The organism is Roseateles aquae (assembly GCF_032337115.1).
GTDB classification, from domain to species: Bacteria; Pseudomonadota; Gammaproteobacteria; order Burkholderiales; family Burkholderiaceae_C; genus Roseateles_C; species Roseateles_C aquae.
In genome coordinates this window covers 1-14,436 of the sequence record NZ_JAVXZY010000016.1, presented here as the reverse complement: position 1 = coordinate 14,436, position 14,436 = coordinate 1, and the positions used below count along the sequence as shown (strand labels likewise).

16 protein-coding genes are annotated in these 14,436 nt (G+C 67.1%); 12 read left to right on the top strand and 4 right to left on the bottom strand.

Features of this window, described 5'->3' with window-relative positions; translation table 11 throughout:
• Window position 1 precedes the first annotated feature (1 nt).
• Both RQP53_RS24170 and RQP53_RS24165 read right to left on the bottom strand, forming a co-directional pair.
• Window positions 2-640 carry a histidine phosphatase family protein gene (locus RQP53_RS24170; RefSeq protein ID WP_315653300.1) on the bottom strand — a complete coding sequence of 213 codons (639 nt, stop codon included), beginning with the start codon at window positions 638-640 and terminating at the stop codon, window positions 2-4.
• A gap of 5 nt (window positions 641-645) precedes the next feature.
• Window positions 646-1,293: a glutathione S-transferase family protein gene (locus RQP53_RS24165; protein WP_315653299.1), complete on the bottom strand. Its 648-nt coding sequence runs from the start codon at window positions 1,291-1,293 to the stop codon at window positions 646-648.
• A gap of 152 nt (window positions 1,294-1,445) precedes the next feature.
• Between RQP53_RS24165 and RQP53_RS24160 the strand changes: the two genes are divergently transcribed.
• The 5 genes from RQP53_RS24160 to RQP53_RS24140 all read left to right on the top strand — a co-directional run bounded on the left by RQP53_RS24160 (window position 1,446) and on the right by RQP53_RS24140 (window position 4,400).
• Entirely contained in the window at window positions 1,446-2,360 is a 915-nt protein-coding gene (locus RQP53_RS24160) for a DUF535 family protein (protein ID WP_315653298.1), read from the top strand.
• A 74-nt stretch (window positions 2,361-2,434) separates the two neighbouring features.
• Complete coding sequence (locus RQP53_RS24155; protein ID WP_315653297.1) at window positions 2,435-3,061, top strand: DUF6515 family protein; 627 nt, start codon at window positions 2,435-2,437, stop codon at window positions 3,059-3,061.
• Window positions 3,062-3,143: 82 nt separating this feature from the next.
• On the top strand, window positions 3,144-3,644 hold the full coding sequence (locus RQP53_RS24150) for a hypothetical protein (RefSeq protein ID WP_315653296.1): 501 nt from the start codon (window positions 3,144-3,146) through the stop codon (window positions 3,642-3,644).
• Window positions 3,645-3,804: 160 nt separating this feature from the next.
• Complete coding sequence (locus RQP53_RS24145; protein WP_315653295.1) at window positions 3,805-4,212, top strand: hypothetical protein; 408 nt, start codon at window positions 3,805-3,807, stop codon at window positions 4,210-4,212.
• Window positions 4,209-4,400 (top strand): helix-turn-helix transcriptional regulator, encoded by a 192-nt coding sequence (locus RQP53_RS24140; protein ID WP_315653294.1) that lies wholly within the window; start codon window positions 4,209-4,211, stop codon window positions 4,398-4,400. Before RQP53_RS24145 ends, RQP53_RS24140 begins: the two co-directional genes overlap by 4 nt.
• Window positions 4,401-4,422: 22 nt before the next feature.
• Here RQP53_RS24140 and RQP53_RS24135 read toward each other — a convergent pair whose 3' ends face one another.
• Window positions 4,423-5,415, bottom strand: a complete 993-nt coding sequence (locus tag RQP53_RS24135; protein ID WP_315653293.1) for an XdhC family protein — start codon at window positions 5,413-5,415, stop codon at window positions 4,423-4,425.
• An 82-nt stretch (window positions 5,416-5,497) separates the two neighbouring features.
• Here RQP53_RS24135 and RQP53_RS24130 point away from each other — a divergent pair, with 82 nt between their 5' ends.
• From RQP53_RS24130 to RQP53_RS24100, 7 genes are all read left to right on the top strand, one after another.
• A complete protein-coding gene (locus tag RQP53_RS24130) occupies window positions 5,498-6,244 on the top strand; it encodes a substrate-binding periplasmic protein (protein ID WP_315653292.1) in 747 nt (248 codons plus the stop codon).
• Window positions 6,245-6,412: 168 nt separating this feature from the next.
• Entirely contained in the window at window positions 6,413-6,895 is a 483-nt protein-coding gene (locus tag RQP53_RS24125; protein WP_315653291.1) for a (2Fe-2S)-binding protein, read from the top strand.
• A gap of 1 nt (window position 6,896) precedes the next feature.
• Window positions 6,897-9,269: a xanthine dehydrogenase family protein molybdopterin-binding subunit gene (locus RQP53_RS24120; RefSeq protein WP_315653290.1), complete on the top strand. Its 2,373-nt coding sequence runs from the start codon at window positions 6,897-6,899 to the stop codon at window positions 9,267-9,269.
• A gap of 14 nt (window positions 9,270-9,283) precedes the next feature.
• Complete coding sequence (locus tag RQP53_RS24115; protein ID WP_315653289.1) at window positions 9,284-10,063, top strand: FAD binding domain-containing protein; 780 nt, start codon at window positions 9,284-9,286, stop codon at window positions 10,061-10,063.
• Between the two features lie 116 nt (window positions 10,064-10,179).
• On the top strand, window positions 10,180-11,112 hold the full coding sequence (locus RQP53_RS24110; protein ID WP_315653288.1) for an AAA family ATPase: 933 nt from the start codon (window positions 10,180-10,182) through the stop codon (window positions 11,110-11,112).
• Complete coding sequence (locus tag RQP53_RS24105; RefSeq protein WP_315653287.1) at window positions 11,105-12,352, top strand: vWA domain-containing protein; 1,248 nt, start codon at window positions 11,105-11,107, stop codon at window positions 12,350-12,352. The genes RQP53_RS24110 and RQP53_RS24105 overlap by 8 nt, the downstream gene beginning before the upstream one ends.
• On the top strand, window positions 12,349-12,933 hold the full coding sequence (locus tag RQP53_RS24100; protein WP_315653286.1) for an SRPBCC family protein: 585 nt from the start codon (window positions 12,349-12,351) through the stop codon (window positions 12,931-12,933). The genes RQP53_RS24105 and RQP53_RS24100 overlap by 4 nt, the downstream gene beginning before the upstream one ends.
• A gap of 360 nt (window positions 12,934-13,293) precedes the next feature.
• Here RQP53_RS24100 and RQP53_RS24095 read toward each other — a convergent pair whose 3' ends face one another.
• Entirely contained in the window at window positions 13,294-14,307 is a 1,014-nt protein-coding gene (locus RQP53_RS24095) for a S41 family peptidase (protein ID WP_315653285.1), read from the bottom strand.
• Window positions 14,308-14,436 lie beyond the last annotated feature (129 nt).

The following is a 14,436-nucleotide window of genomic DNA, read 5'->3' as shown; positions in this document are numbered from 1 at the left end:
TTCAATCGAGGTCGATCAGGTGCTCGTCCTCGGCCCAGCTCAGCACTTCAAAGCGCCGCTCATGCACGCGCAGCCGGTTGATGCCGGCGTTGGGAATCGCACAGTCGCGCGGGCCATGCAGGCTGTGACCGAGGGCGCTGCGCCAGACCATATCGAGCACGCCGCCGTGGGTCACCACCAGCAAGACCTGACCCTCGTGCGCCGCGGCCAGCTCCAGCAGGGCGCTGGTCACGCGGGCATGAAAGACCTGGCGGCTCTCGGCGCCACCGGGCAGGGCGTAGGCCGGGTCATGGCTGGCCCAGCGCTCGAATTCGGCCGGATGGCGCTCGCGGATGTCGGCAAAGCTCAGGCCTTCCAGAATCCCAAAGGCCTGCTCGCGCAGCCGGGCGTCCTGCTCCAGCGCCAGGCCCAGCGCTTCAGCGGCCGGGCCGGCGGTCTGGCGGGCGCGGCCGAGATCGCTGCTGATCAGCCGGGCCACCGGGCCCAGCGTGCCGCGTTGTCGTTCCTCGGCCAGGCGCTGGCCCAGCCGCGCCGCCTGGGTCAGCCCGCGCTCGTTCAGCGGCACATCGATCTGGCCCTGGAAGCACTGGCGGCGGTTCCAGTCGGTCTCGCCATGGCGGATCAGGATCAGCTCGGTCATGGTGCTCAGTAGAGGGGGGCGGGCAACTGCTCGGTGGCCACGGCGCGTTGCAGCGCCGGCCGTTCGGCCATCGCCTGCAGATAGTGGCCCAGTGCCGGCAGGCTGCGCGCCGGGCGGGCGAAATTGCGCGTCCAGCGGCACAGCATGAAGGCAAAGGGGTCGAGCACCGTGTAGCGCTCGCCCAGCAGCCAGGGGCCGCCATGGCCCTGCAGCTCGGCCTCGAGCTGGTCCAGCAGCGGCGCAATGCGCGCCTCGGCGTGGGCCTTGACCTGGGCCACGCCGGGCGCATTGCCCTCGTCGACCCAGCGCTCCGGGTAGTAGTAGCTGATCAGCAGCGGCTGCAGCGTGTTGGTCAGCCACATCAGCCATTTGTAGGCCTGGGCGCGTTCGGCCGTCGCCAGCGGCGGCATCAGGCCGGCCTCGGGGTGGGTATCGGCCAGGTGCAGCAGGATGGCCGCGGACTCGTACAGCACCAGATCGCCGTCGACATAGGCCGGGATCAGGCCATTGGGATTGAGCTTCAGGTAGGCGGGCGATTTGTGCGCGCCCTGGTTGCGGTCGACCAGGCGCAGCTGGAAGGGCGTGCCCAGTTCCTCCAGCACCACATGCGGGGCGAAGCTGGCGTTGCTCGGGTAGTAATGCAGTTCGATCAAGCGCGTCTCCTTGGTGCACGGTGTCAAAGCTGGGGGCCGGGCAGGGCGGGGCCCTAGAATCCTCCTCCCGTCACCCACTCAGCGACTGAGCGACTGTACCGGGCCCGGACCGGCGCAGCCTGTCCCCGGTGCGGCACCCGCGCATGCCAGCCTTGTTTGCACTGCTGAGGGCCACGCTGGCCCAAACTCCAATGGCACCTAAGGACCGCACAAAGCTGGTCCTGGGCGCGTTGCTGCATCCGCGGCAGACGCAACGCTGGCTCGTCTATTTGCAGACCTTGCCGCCGCTGGCCGAAACGGCCCGGCTGCGTCCGGTGCTGTTGACCAAGATCTACCGCCCCTATATGGCCAGCAGCCTGAGCTGCCGGCAGCGTGTTGACGCGCTGATCAACAACTATCAGCTGATCGAACGCCTGGGGTTGACGCCGCTGATTTGCGCCGCGGCACGCGAACCGCAGCTGCTGCACGAGGGCCTGAGCAAGGCCGAGGAGCCGTTTCAGATCGACCTGACCGCCGTGCACGACGGCCACCGCGAGGGCGAGCAATGCCTGCGCGTGCTGCTCAAGGGCGAGCTGCTGTTCAACCTGACCTTTGTGCTGCAGGGTGAGCCGGGCCGTATGCGCCTGGTGATTGGCCGGCTGCAAGGCGTCGCCGACGGGCAGGCGCGCGAGCGGGTGCGCCAGGCCACGCGCGACTTCCACGCCTGCCGGCCGGCCACGCTGCTGCTGACGGCTGCCCGCCAACTGGCCCAGGTACTGGGCTGCAGCGAGGTGCTGCTGATCGGCAACCGCCAGCGCATTGCGCTGAATCTGTGGCGGCGCTGGCATATCACCGCCAACTACGACCAGACCTGGGAAGAGCTGGGTGCCGTGGCCGGCGGCGACGGCTACTTCCATATCGCGCCGCAGGCCGAGCAGCAGATTGACTTCAACGCAATCGCGTCGAAGAAGCGCTCCGAGGCAAAGAAAAAGGCGGCGCTGCTCGATGGCATCTATGCCGGTCTGCAGCAGCGCCTGGGCGAGCTGCGTACCGCGCGCGCGCCAGGCGCCAGCTTTACCGAGGCTTAACAAGCGCTTTGTCGACCGTCGGTGATGGCGGGGCGTTGTGCTGGGGATACTCTGCCTTGGAGGCGAATCCCATCATGAACGGATCAATGACGATGCGCATTGCGGCCGCCTGCGCCGCGCTGCTGTTCAGCGGCCTGGCCGCCGCCCGCGATCATGTCAGCGTCGGCGTGCAGCTGAACTTCGACAACCGCTATCACCACGACCACTACTACCCTGGCCCCGGCTATGTGGAGCGCGTGCTGCCGCCCGGCGCCGTCGTGGTGGCCCACCATGCCGATCGCTACTACTTCCATGGTGGTGTCTGGTACCGGCCCTGGAGTCGCGGCTATCGGGTCATCATGCCGCCCGTCGGCGTGATCATCCCGATCCTGCCGCCGGCCTATGTCACGCTGCGCGTCGGCGGCATGCCCTATTACTACGCCAATGGCATCTATTACGCGCCGGCCGTCGGCGCGCCCGGCTATGTGGTGGTGCAGCCGCCGGCCGGCGCCGAGACCGCCGCGCCAGCGCCGGCTCCCGCGCCTGCCAGGCCTGACCCGATCATCTACCCGCGCAATGGTCAGACGGCCCAGCAGACCGAGGCCGACCGCCAGGAGTGCAACCGCTGGGCGACCAGCCAGCCGGCGGCGATGAATGACGCCGGCGTGTTCAACCGCGCCGTCGAGGCCTGCATGGACGGCCGCGGCTACAGCATGCGCTGAGCGCACAATCGAAGCGACGGCTGTCCACCGCCGGCGCCTTGACCGCGTTGAGCAGCCACCCCACCGCCAATCGAGGCTGCAGATGTCGATGCTGAACCAGAAATCACTGACCCGCGCGCTGATCATCAGCGGACTCGTGCTGGCGCAGGGCGTGGCCATGGCCGGCCCCCATGGTGGGCATGGCCGCTGGGAGCCACCGCGCCATCATCATCATCACCACGGTGGTGTTGGCGTCGGGGGCCTGCTGCTGGGCTTGGCCGTGGCTGTGCCCTTGATCGCACTGGCTTCGCAGGCCGAGCGTGATCGGCAGCCGGACGTTGTCTACCAACCGGTGTATCAGCCGGTGCCCGCGCCGCCGCCGCCGGTGCAGTGGCGCAGCTATGAGCCGGTGCCCGCGCCGGTGCCCAGCCGTGCCGATCCCATCATCTACCCGCGCAACGGTCAGGGCGCCTGGCAGACCGAGGCCGATCGCCAGGAATGCAACCGCTGGGCCACCACTCAGCAAGCGGCGATGCAGGACAGCAGCGTCTTCAACCGCGCCGTGGCCGCCTGCATGGATGGCCGCGGATACACGATGCGCTGAACCCGCCGGCCCACCGCTCCCAGTACAGCCCGCCCGTGGCAACACGTGGCGGGCTTTGTCGTTTTTGCCACGCCGTACCAGCGAATGGAAAGGAGGCTTTACATCGCGCTCGCTCTGCCCTACATTGGAAAGCATCCTTTACACATCGAGGAGTGACGAAGTGAACCAAAAAGCAATTCGGGGCAGCTTTGCGCCCAAGGTCTATGTCCGTGAACTGGGGGGCGCGATGGTGGCGTATGCAGCCGTGCTGGTGGCTTCCATCCTGTTCCTGCAAGGCCATGAAGACGTCAACGGCCCGCTGCGCGACCTGATTGCGCTGAGCCCGATGCTGCCGGCCGCGCTGGGCCTGTGGGTCATCCTTCGCCATCTGCGCCGGCTCGATGAGCTGCAGGCCCGCGTGCAGATGGAGGCCTTTGGCTTTGCCTTTGCCTGCACCGCCTTTGTGAGCCTGGGCTACGGCTTTCTGGAGGGCGTGGGCTATCCGCGGCTGAGCATGTTCGTCGTCTGGGGCCTGATGTGCGGGCTGTGGATCATCGGCCTGCAGCTGGCTGCGAGGCGCTACCGGTGAACAACCAGCTGCGTGAACTGCGCGCCCAGCGGGGCTGGTCGCAAACCGAGCTGGCCGAGCGGCTGAAGGTCTCGCGCCAGACCATCAATGCGATCGAGAACCAGCGCTACGACCCCAGCCTGCCGCTGGCCTTCGACATCGCCCGCGTGTTCGAGCTGCCCATCGAGCAGATCTTCTCGCCTGATTGAGCAAAGGTCGGGTCAATACCGCTTAAATGGCACAGCCGCTTTCGGCACCCGAACCCAGCTGTGAACTGCTCAGCTGCACGCCGTAGCGTTCCGCCGTCATGTGCGCCAGGATGGCCAGCGCGATCTCGGGCGGCGTACGGGCGCCGATGTGCAGGCCCACCGGCCCGTGCAGCCGCGCCAGCTGGGCCTGGCTGACGTCGAAATGCTCGGCCAGCCGGGCGCGGCGCTTGGCCTGGTTGACCCGCGAGCCAATGGCGCCGACGTAAAACGCCGGGCTCTTCAGCGCTTCCATCAGCGCCAGATCGTCGAGCTTGGGATCGTGGGTCAGCGCGACGATGGCGCTGTGGCCGTCCGGCGCAAAGGAGAGCACGGTGTCGTCGGGCATCTCGCGGGTCAGCGTGGTGCCGGGCACGTGCAGCTCGTACTCGCTGCGCGGATCACAGATCAGCACCTGGTAGTCCAGCGCCAGCGCCATCTGCGCCAGGTACTGGGTCAGCTGGCCGGCGCCGATGATCAGCAGCCGCCACTGCGGGCCGTGGTGGGTGATCAGCCGGTCTTCGCTCAGCTGTACGACGTCGGCACCGGCCTGCGGCGCACGCAGCTGCACGGCGCCGTCGGCCAGGCGCAGCTCGCGCTGCACGCGCTCGCCGGCATCGAGCCGGCGCAGCAGCTCATCGATCTGCGAGGCCGGCTGCAGGGGTTCCAGCACCAGCTCCAGCGTGCCGCCGCAGGGCAGGCCGAAGCGCGTCGCTTCCTCGGCGCCAACGCCATAGCGCACCACGCTGGGCGCGGCCAGCTGCAGCGCGCCGTCGCGGATGCGGGCGATCAGGTCGTCCTCGATGCAGCCGCCCGACACCGAGCCGGCAATCTGCCCGTCGTCACGCACCGCCACCACCGAGCCCACCGGGCGCGGCGCCGAGCCCCAGGTGCGGGTGATGGTGCCCAGCACCACGGCCCGGCCCTCGTGCTGCCACTGCGCCACCTGGCGCAAGACGTTCAAGTCGACGTTGTCCATGCGGCCATTGTGCTTGCAAGCCGCTGTCTTGACAGCAAGGGCCGCGCTGGGCTCGTGGGGGCCACTCTGCTAGAGTCGCCCGATGATCAGGCGTCGTGCGGTGCTCGCTGGCTTTGCTCCCGGTCTTGGCCTGGCCGGCCCGCCGCTGCTGGGCGAGCCGCGTGAACTGCTGGCCTATGCCCACCAGCTGGCGCCGCTGAGCTACGGCGAGGGCAAACAGCTGCACGGCCTGTTCGTCGAGTTGCTGCAGGATGTCTGCAATCTGCTGGAGCTGCCGCTGCGGCTGGAGTTGCAGCCGCTGAGCCGGGCGCTGAAGACCCGTGGGCATGGCTTCATCGTTTTTCCGCTGGACCGGCAGAGCGAACGCGAAGGCGGCTACCGCTGGATTGGCCCGGTGCTGCCGCGCCGGGTGCTGATCTACCGCCTCAGCCAGCGCCAGGATCTCGATTTCCAGGGCCTGGCCCTGCTGGGCAACCGCAAGATCGGCGTCAACCGCGGCACCGGCACGCACAAGAAGCTGCTCGACAGCGGCCTGCATCCGATGGCCCAGCTGGAGGTGGCCAACAGCTATGCCAGCGCGCTGAAGATGCTGCTGGCCGGCCGCACCGACTATCTGGCGATGAACGAGCTGGCCGCCAGCTGGAATCTGCGTCAGCTGGGGCTGCCGCCGGAAACGCTGAGCAGCGTGGCCGTGCTCGACGCAACGGGGTTCTACTGGTACGGCGTATCTCCACAGGACGATGTGCTGGCTGCCCGGCTGCAGCATGCGCTGGAGCAGCTGCAGAGCCTGGGCCGCGTGGAGGCCTTGAAGCGGCATTACGGGCTGTGAGTGGCCTGTGAGCGGCCGCGAAGTACGCTCAGCTGTGCCAGCCTGATGCAGGCAACCCGGGTGCCTTGGCGCCTATGTATGCGCATACAGCAGGGATAACGGGGGCAGTCAGCGCGGCCGGCTGCCGCGACCATGCTTCTTGTCCTGCTGCGACTACAAGGAGACAAGATGAGCCAAAAACTATCGCTCAAGGTCAACGGCAAGACGGTCACGCGCGAGGTCGCGCCCGACCGTTTGCTGGTGCAGTTCCTGCGTGAGGACCTCGCGCTGACCGGCACCCATGTGGGCTGCGACACCGCGCAGTGCGGCGCCTGCACCGTGCACATCAACGGCCGCGCGGTGAAGTCCTGCAATGTGCTGGCGCTGCAGGTCCAGGGCGCCGAGGTGACGACGATCGAAGGCCTGGCCGCCGCGGGCGGCGAGCTGCATCCGATGCAGGCCGCCTTCAAGGAATGCCACGGCCTGCAATGCGGCTTCTGCACGCCGGGCATGGTGATGAGCGCCGTCGATCTGGTGCAGCACCACGCGCATGGCTCCGAGGCCGAGATTCGCGCCGGGCTGGAAGGCAACTTCTGCCGCTGCACCGGCTATCAGAACATCGTGCGTGCCGTGCAGTGCGGCGCGGCGGCCATGAAGCAGAAGGGAGCCTGAGATGAACGCACCCGACAAAGCGGTCAGCAGTGGCCTGATCGGCCAGAGCGTCAAGCGCCGCGAAGATGCGCGCTTCCTGACCGGCCGCGGTCAGTACACCGACGACATCGTGCTGCCGCGCCAGACCTATGCCTACTTCCTGCGCAGCCCCTATGCCCATGCCCGCATCAAAAGCATAGACACCGCTGCGGCCAAGGCCGCGCCTGGCGTGCTGGACGTGTACACCGGCGAGCATTTCCGCACCATCGGCGGCCTGCCCTGCGGCTGGCTGATCAACAGCCTCGATGGCTCGCCGATGAAGGAGCCCAAGCACCCCATCCTGGCCGATGGCAAGGTGCGCCATGTCGGCGACCAGCTGGCCCTGGTGGTGGCCGAAAGCTATGCCGAGGCCAAGGCCGCGGCGGCGCTGATCGAGGTCGACTATGAGGAGCTGAGCCCGGTCGTCGATGCCGCGGCGGCCAAAGGGGCGCCCTCCAGCGTTCACGATGAAGCGCCGGACAACGTCTGCTACACCTGGGGCTGCGGCGACAAGGCCGCCACCGATGCAGTGTTTGCCGGCGCGCCGCACATCACCCGGCTTGAGTTCCGCAACAACCGGCTGATTCCTAACGCCATCGAGCCGCGCGCTGCCAACGCCAGCTACAACCCGGCCGACGAGAGCTGGACGCTGTATGTCGCCAACCAGAACCCGCATGTCGAGCGGCTGTTGATGTGCGCCTTTGTGCTGGGCATTCCCGAGCACAAGGTGCGGGTGGTGGCGCCCGATGTGGGCGGCGGCTTCGGCTCCAAGATCTTTCTCTATGCCGAGGAGACCGCGCTGACCTGGGCCAGCAAGCAGCTCGGCCGCCCGATCAAATGGACCGCCGAGCGCAGCGAGAGCTTCCTCGCCGATGCCCATGGCCGCGACCACGCCACTGTGGCCGAGCTGGCTTGCGACCGCGACGGCCGCTTCCTCGGCATGCGTGTGCACACCACGGCGAATCTGGGCGCCTACCTGTCCACCTTCGCGTCCAGTGTGCCGACGATTCTGTACGCCACGCTGCTGGCCGGCCAGTACACCACGCCCAAGATCTATGCCGAGGTCACCGGCGTGTTCACCAACACCGCGCCGGTCGATGCCTACCGCGGCGCCGGCCGGCCGGAGGCCACCTATGTGGTCGAGCGCCTGGTGGAAACTGCGGCCCATGAGCTGGGCCTGGACCCGGCCGAGATCCGCCGGCGCAACTTCATCAAGAGCTTCCCCTACGCCACGCCGGTAGGCCTGACCTACGACACCGGCGACTACGAGGCCACGCTGCGCGAGGTGATCGAGCTGGCCGATGTGGCCGGCTTTGCGGCACGCAAGGCGGTCAGCGAATCCAAGGGCCTGAAGCGCGGCATCGGCTACTCGACCTATATCGAGGCCTGCGGCCTGGCGCCGTCAAACATCGCCGGCGCGCTGGGCGCACGGGCCGGCCTGTTCGAGGCCGGCGAGGTGCGTGTGCACCCAACCGGCAAGGTGACCATCTTCACCGGCAGCCACTCGCACGGCCAGGGCCATGAAACCACCTTCGCCCAGGTGGTGGCCGACCGGCTGGGCATTCCCATCGACGATGTCGACATCCAGCATGGCGACACCGGCAAGGTGCTGTTCGGCATGGGCACCTATGGCAGCCGCTCGCTGTCGGTCGGCGGCACGGCCATCGTCAAGGCGGTGGACAAGGTGATCGCCAAGGGCAAGAAGATCGCCGCCCATCTGCTCGAAGCGGCCGATGGCGACATCGAGTTCGAGGGGGGGCAATTCAAGGTGGCCGGCACCGACAAGAGCCTGCCCTTCGCCTCCATCGCGCTGACCGCCTATGTGCCGCACAACTACCCGCTGGACAAGCTGGAGCCTGGTCTCAACGAAAACGCCTTCTACGACCCGACCAACTTCACCTACCCGGCCGGCAGCTATGTCTGCGAGGTCGAGGTCGATCCGCTGACCGGCGTGGTGCGCGTCGACCGCTTCAGCGCCGTGGACGACTTCGGCAATATCGTCAACCCGATGATTGTCGAAGGCCAGGTGCAGGGCGGCATCGCGCAGGGCATCGGCCAGGCGCTGCTCGAACATGGCATCTACGACAAGGACTCCGGCCAGCTGCTCACCGGCAGCTATATGGACTACGCGATGCCGCGCGCCGACGATCTGCCCAGCTTCCAGATCAAGACCTCCAAGGGCACACCCTGCACCCACAACCCGCTGGGCGTGAAGGGCTGCGGCGAGGCCGGTGCCATCGGCTCGCCGCCGGCGGTGATCAACGCGATCTGCAACGCGCTGGGCGTCAAGGACGTGCCGATGCCAGCCAGTCCGCACGCGGTGTGGTCAGTTCTGCAAACCCAATCCAAGGCATAGAAGGAGGCCCGGCCATGAGCTTCAGCTACACCCATGCGGCCACGCTGGCCGATGCCGCGCGCGCCGCGGCCCAGCCCGATGCCAAAGTGATCGCCGGCGGCCAATCGCTGCTTGGCGCCATCAAGCTGGGCCTGTCGGCCCCCGAGGCGCTGATCGACCTGAGCACCGTGCTCGATCTCAAAGGCATACGGCTGGACAACGGCCGCCTCGTCATCGGTGCGATGAGCACCCATGCGACGGTGGCGGCGTCCAAGGAGGTGCAGGCCGCGATTCCCGCGCTGGCCGCGCTGGCCGATCAGATCGGCGACCGCCAGGTGCGCAACCGCGGCACGCTGGGCGGCAGCCTGGCCAATAACGACCCGGCCGCCTGCTATCCCGCCGCCGTGCTGGGCCTGGGCGCCACCATCCACACCGACCGCCGCAGCATCGCCGCCGACGACTTCTTCAAGGGCCTGTACGAAACCGCGCTGCAGGACGGCGAGATCATCAGCTCGGTCAGCTTCCCGGTGCCCGAGAAGGCCGGCTGGCAGAAGTTCAAGCAGCCGGCCTCGCGCTTTTCCATCGTCGGCGTGTTCGTCTCGCGCGGGCCGGCCGGCGTGCGCGTGGCCGTCACCGGCGCGGGGCCGGGTGTGTTCCGCGCCACGGCCATCGAGCAGGCGCTAACGGCGCAATGGAGCGCTGCCAGCGCCAGCGCGGTGACCATCAGCCCCGAGGGCTTGAACAGCGATCTGCACGGCTCGGCGGCCTACCGGGCGGCCTTGATTCCGGTCTTGGCCAGCCGTGCTGTAGCTTGATTCCCAGACGCGCATTGCGCGCCCTCGCTGAGCAGCAGCGGCCGATCGGCAAAGCCGGATCGGCGCTGCCTGCTGGGGCTGTCGCGCTGCGCGGGCACTGATGGCTGTGATGACTGATGTCGACTGAACCCAGCAGCATTGACGACACCCAGCAGGCCCTGCTGGCGCAGGGCTATGTGGCCGAGCGCGAGCTGGCTTGCGCAGTGTTTCTGGCGCTGCGGCTGCAGCGGCCGCTGTTTCTGGAGGGCGAGCCGGGCACCGGCAAGACCGAGATCGCCAAGACCCTGGCCGCCATGCTGGGCCGGCCGCTGATACGGCTGCAGTGCTACGAGGGCCTGGACATGGCCGGCGCCGCCTATGAGTGGAACTACGCCCGGCAGATGCTGGAGATCCAGCTCCAGGCTCAGGGCCTGAACGGGCAGGAGCAGGGTGATCAGCGGGTGGACCGCGAGGCCTTGTCGCGCGATCTGTTCGGCGAGCGCTTTCTGATTCCGCGGGCCTTGCTGCGCGCCATTGATCCGAAGCAAGACCTGGCCCCGGTGCTGCTGATCGATGAGCTGGACCGCGCCGACGAGCCCTTCGAGGCCTTTTTGCTCGAGCTGCTGTCCGATTTCCAGATCAGCATTCCCGAGCTGGGCACGATCAAGGCGCGCCAGCCACCTGTCGTGATCATCACCTCCAACCGCACCCGCGAGATCCACGACGCCGTCAAGCGCCGCTGCCTCTACCACTGGGTCGGCTTCCCCTCGGCCGAGCGCGAGGCCGCCATCCTGCGCCAGCGCGTGCCCGGCGCCAGCGCGGCGCTGGCGGCGCAGATCGTCGGCTTTGTGCAGGGCCTGCGCGGCATCGATCTCTACAAGCTGCCCGGCGTGGCCGAGACGATCGAATGGTCGCGCGCGCTGCTGGAACTCAACGCCCTGGTGCTGGACCCGCAAACCGTGCACGACACCCTGGGCCTCCTGCTCAAGTACCAGGACGATATCGCCCGCGTGCAGGGCTCAGAGGCGGCCCGGCTGCTGGCGCAGATCCAGGCCGAAGCCCATGGCTGAGCCGCTGGCAGGCCGGGCCGAGGCCGATGCCCATCATCTGGCTGAGAACGTCATGCACTTCGGCCGCGTGCTGCGCGATGCCGGCCTGCGCATCGGCAGCGATCGCATCGCGCTGGCCCTGCAGGCGCTGCAGCAGGGCGGCCTGGCCTCGCGGCGCGATTTCAAGGCCACGCTGGCCGCCTGCCTGCTTGACCGCGCCGATCACCGCCTGCTGTTTGACCAGGCCTTTCACATCTTCTGGCAAGACCCCGACCTGATGGGCCGGGTGATGGCGATGATGCTGCCGAGTGTGGAGTCTCGTGCTGAAGGCCGCAGCGGCACGCCGCCGGCACAGAACCGCCGCCTGGCCGAGGCCTTGTTTCCCCGCGCGGCCGAGCTGCCCCAGGCCGCGCCGCCACCGGAGCAGCGCATCGAACTCGACGCCGCGCTGAGCTTCAGCCAGCGCGAGCAGCTGCGCCAGCGCGATTTCGACACCATGACGGTCGAGGAATGGGCCGCTGCCCGCTTGCAGCTGCGCCGGCTGCAGCCGCTGTTCCCGCGCCTGCTCACGCGGCGGCGCCAGCCGGCCGCCCACGGCACGGTGGCCTGGCGGGCCAGCCTGCGCACGCTGGGCCGGGGGCCAGGTCTTGCCATCCGCCACGAGGCGCCGCGCGAGCGGGTGGCGCCGCTCATCATCCTGGCCGATATCTCCGGCTCGATGAGCCGCTATTCCCGCGTGCTCCTGCACCTGGCCCATGGGCTGATGAACCCGGCGCCGTCGGCCTGCTCGGCCGGCCCGCGGCCGCGCATCAGCTGCCATGTGTTCGGCACCCGGCTCACGCCCATCACCCGGGCGCTGCGCCAGCGCGACCCCGATCAGGCCCTGGCCGCCGTGTCGCGCCAGGTGCAGGATTGGTCCGGCGGCACCCGCATCAGCGCCTGCCTGCACGAGTTCAACCAGCGCTGGGCCCGCCGCGAGCTGCGCAGCGACGCGACGGTGCTGCTGATCACCGATGGGCTGGAGCGCGGTGATGAAGACGATGGTGTAGCCGGGCGCCCCGACCTTGCCGCCGAGGCCCGCCGTCTGCGGCTGAGCTGCCGGCGCCTGATCTGGTTGAATCCCCTGCTGCGCTACCAGGGCTTCGAGCCGCGCGCCGCCGGCGTGCGCGCGCTCTTGCCCGAGGTCAGCCTGCACCTGCCCGTCCACAACTTGGCCAGCCTTGAACAGCTGGCTGCCATCCTGTCTGAACGCACACCATGAATCTGAGCGGACAAGAACTGCTGCCCGTGTCCCAGGCTCAGGCCTGGGCAGCGCTGAACGACACCGAGATGCTCAAGGCCGCCATCACCGGCTGCGAGTCGCTGACGCCCGTGCCCGAGCAGGAACACGCCTACGAGCTGCTGATCGCCGTGTCCATCGGCCCGGTCAAGGCCAAGTTCAAGGGCCGGCTCAAGCTCTCCGAACTGAACCCGCCCGAGAGCTATCAGCTCGCCTTCGAAGGCCAGGGTGGCGCCGCTGGCCATGGCAAGGGCAGTGCTCAGGTGCGGCTGGAGCCCAAAGGCCCGGCCAGCACGCTGCTGCACTACGAGGTGCAAGCCAGCGTCGGCGGCAAGATCGCCCAGATCGGCTCGCGCCTGGTCGACATGGCCGCCCAAAAAATGGCCGGCGATTTTTTCGCCGCCTTCAACGCGGGCTTGGCGGCGAAATATCCGGTGGCGGCGGCTGAGGTGGCTAACGATGCAGATCAACACCCTGATTCTGCGGCCGGCAAGGGGCGATTCCAGCGGCTGCTGGATTGGTATCTGGGGTGGTTGGGGAGTGTGTTCAAGGCGAAGGGGTGAGGGGCGGCTCAAGGCTGGGAGTAGCCAATCAAGTCACTGCCATTCAACGGCAGCTATCGACCCAAAGGTGAAGTTCAGGCGATTGGGTGCATTGCTACAACGAAGACGCTCGGTGGGCTCTGCACCAAGCCGGTCACCTTTGGCGATGCGCCAGACGTACCACTCGCCACGCAGCCTACCGCTGCAAAGCCATTGTCCGTATAGCCTGTCACTAGTCGCGGTTAGATTGTGTGGATGGACGACAGTCGCCGTCGGAGCCCGCCAATCACTGTCACTCTGGGCGGATGCTTGCGAGGCAGCACTGCATAGTGCGCCTCAATGGCAGTTCAACGATAGCGAAAGCACTGGCGATTCACTTCATCACGATGAGGAACGAAACGAAGCAATTGCCTTGCTCAAACCTGGATCTTGGTCCGTCCCCGCATCTTCCATTCGCGCTGGGTCGGGGGCCTGCAAGTCAGGCTCGAGTCCGTTTCCCTGCAACTGAAGTCCGCTTGGAGTCTTGTAGTACGCCGTGGTCAGCTTGATCGCCGCATCCTTCGACAATTTCCTGACTGTCTGAATCGTTCCCTGGCCAAAGGTCTTGCTTCCGATCAGCTTGGCCCGACCGTTGTCCCTCAATGCGGCAGCGATGATCTCAGCGCCAGACGCGGTGCCCGCGTTGACGAGAACAACCAGGGGTACGGACTTCATGGCCTCGGGCCATTCGTCATGTTTTGCATTTTTGCCCTTCAAGATTTCGTCACTGTTCGCTGTCCAAGCCTGATTTGATTCGGGCAATCGGCCCACGCTGCTCACAACTGCGGCATTGGGTGGCAAAAACATTGCCGCCAGCTCGATGGATGACAGGAGCAAGCCTCCCGGAGAGCTTCTCAAGTCGAGCACAAGACCACGCAAGGGCCCTGCGGCTTGCATCTTGCGAAATTCAGCGCGCACATCCGCTGGAGTGCTTTCGTTGACTATACGAATGCGTAGATAGCCGATGGCAAACGGTGCCCGTTGTCCGACCACTGGTTTGGCGTATGTCTGCTCTCGAACCAACGTGAACGATCGGTTCTCCGTCTCACCGGGCCGCCTGATCGCCAGGATGACCGCTGTACCCGGCTTGCCTCGAAGCCTCTTCACAGCATCTTGAATCTCGCTTTCCTCCATTGAGTGACCATCGATCGCCAATATGTAGTCCTTCGGGCGCAACCCAGCTCGATCCGCAGAGGAGCCATCAACGGCTGCGACCACAGTGGGCAATCCAGCACGAAAGGCAATCTCAAGACCGACTCCGACAACGTCTTTCGAAGGCACTTGAAAGAAGTCTTCGAACTCCTCCTTGTCTATATACTTGGACCGCTCATCCAGCCCATTGAGCATGCCCTTCATACACGAGGTGAAACGCCCCGGGTTCCGCGGAGGCCAGTTGGTTTAAGTCAGACGGTCGCGGCCTGACCAGCGCGTTGACGATGGTAATTGGCTTCGAACTCGGCAGGCGGGACGTGATCGAGCGGCCCC